This window comes from Endozoicomonas sp. SESOKO4 (assembly GCF_024606275.1).
In genome coordinates this window covers 1-2,374 of the sequence record NZ_JAHHPS010000654.1, presented here as the reverse complement: position 1 = coordinate 2,374, position 2,374 = coordinate 1, and the positions used below count along the sequence as shown (strand labels likewise).

Below are 2,374 nucleotides of genomic sequence, written 5' to 3'. Positions count from 1 at the left end.
ATTTGCTTCGCTTAGTGAGTGGTCTGCTTCAGGCTTTGATGTTGTCTGTCATTGCACTACGCCAACATCGATTTTATCGACTTCATCCGGTTCATTCAGAGTTTCTCCATATACAACTCAGGTAGCCTACACTTCACCTGCAAAGATTTCAGGTGAAGGTGCTCCGGCTATTGAAGGTAATGGCACTAAAGGACTGACCGATGGGCAGAAAGCGGGATTAGGTATTTCCCTGTTTATTGCGGACCAGGGCATCGCTCATATCTGGTTCTGTCTTTCAAACCGTATCAGGCAAGTCTGGATAAGGCATACCAGCCAGTTGTTAGCGGCTGCAATAGGTCTGGGAATTCCGGCAGTCCAGTTGTTGATACCAAAATGTGACAGTGGGCTGAGAGGAAGAAAGATAGAACACATTCGATTGGCAGAACATGAGTCACCATTGTAGTTTGTCGTTGTTATTTTATATCAGAGAAGTCTTTGCCTTTATTTATTACATATCCGGTCTAGGCTGAATAATGATCTTAAAAAGGATTATTACGGTAAGGATGCTTCTGTTTTAACTTTTAAAAATTAAACAGAGTGCAGTTATGAATGTTTTCAGATCCGGGTTAGCAGTTGCTCTATTGTCAGCAATTTATGGCTTCCCTTGTTATGCTTTCTCCACAGTTGAGCCAACGACCAGTTCCACATATACAAAGGCTTCAAGTTGTTCTGAATTAACTCGCCGTATCGATAGGGATGTGTGCAATCAGCACATATCGGAATTCAAGGCTCTCATCAGGGAAAAAAACAATCAGATATCTCCAACAACATCTTCCTCAGGTCATTCTCTAATATCCGAAACGGTCAAGATAAGAAAAATACCCGCTACAAATACAAGACCAGATCTTGAGGTTTTTAAAACTGACGATCCAACCCTGTTTATCTTTGATTCAGAGCAAGTGCCTGGAAAGGGGCGGCAAGCTATCTATGAATTGCCATTGGCAGAGTCTGTTGATGGCCACGATGCAATCGTCAGTTTTCAGTTGCCGGATAATTCGGCTTTCGTGGGGAACGGAAGAAATGAAGTTCGGCCTGAATTTTTGATTGATGGAAGGATGCAGAATCACTACGTGATGTCGGCACCCCATAATAATTCTGTCTATTATCTGGCGAATATCGAAGTCGATTCCAGAAACCCTCTGGATACTGGCGGTATATCAACGACACTTCCCACAGGATCCCCCCATTCAACCCCGTCCAGTCGGAGTCATATGCCGGCAGGCATTTTGAACCTGATGGGGGCGGGTATCTTTGTTGCAGATAACGTCAAGGTGGTACTTGATCCGGCGAACAATCACGGGATGATTAATTCGGTAAAACTGGGGTGTAACGATGATCCTGAAACAAGAGGGGGAGATGAGCGTTTTATTTATCGATTTATACGCTCTGAATTTAACCTCCTGCAAGGCACCCTGGGAGAAACATATCGTCATAACGCTGCATTGAATGTTGAATGTTTCCAGGAAACAGGACAAGTGCAGTTGACCATGAAAAACACTAAAACCGTCATAAAGGTACCCAACGATGCGCCAACAGCCGATGTTCCGGAAATTGCAGAGAGCAGTGGCGTGTTGTTCTCCTTTAGTTTTCAGCGGAAGAGAGAAAGCGTTCTGCGTTTTGTCGATTCTACCTGTAACCGCATCGTTGATCAGCATGACAATGACCTATCGATTGACTCCGCTCTGCCATCGGATCCTGATCACTATATAGGTGGCTGGCACCATAATCATTGTTCCGATTTTCATGCGATTCAGGGAGCGTTTGGATTAAAAGGCATTGAGCTGGCATGGGGTTTGAAAGCCTTTGATTACGCCGACAGTGATAGCTGTTCGCATGGCGCCAAGAAGAGTTATCGATTAGGGTTTGCTTCACTGTACGTGTGGTCTACCAAAGGCATTAATGTTGCGTGTAATTGCACCATGCCAACATTTGCTTCATCCATTTCACCGACTGAATGGATTACTGCATCCACTGAAACCATTGCACCCACTGAATCCGCCGCAACTGTTTCATCCACAGTCTCTCCCTATACAACTCAGGTAGCCTACACTTCACCCGTGCTGATACCTGATCCAGGTGCTCTGGTTATGAATAGTACTGACACAGCAGGGTTAACCATTTCGGAGAAAGTCGGAGTGGGTCTTGGTGTGCTTGCGGATCAGGTCATTACTCATAGCTGGTTCTATCTTTCAAAGCGTATCAGGCAAGCCTGGATAAGGCATACCAGTCAGGCCTTAGCGGCTACATTGGGTCTGGGTATTCCTATGTTTCAGTTGCTAACAAAATTTGTCTGCGGGGTGAGAGAAAGACAGACAGAGCACATTCTATTGTCAGA

General features: G+C 45.0%; 2 protein-coding genes. Both read left to right on the top strand.

Annotation, left to right across the window (positions count from 1 at the left end):
- Positions 1 to 442, top strand: a 442-nt coding sequence (locus KDK16_RS12765; protein ID WP_257276417.1) for a hypothetical protein, incomplete at its 5' end; no start/stop codon positions are given.
- A 142-nt stretch (positions 443 to 584) separates the two neighbouring features.
- Positions 585 to 2,374 (top strand): hypothetical protein (locus KDK16_RS12760; RefSeq protein WP_257276416.1); only part of this gene is annotated, 1,790 nt, incomplete at its 3' end.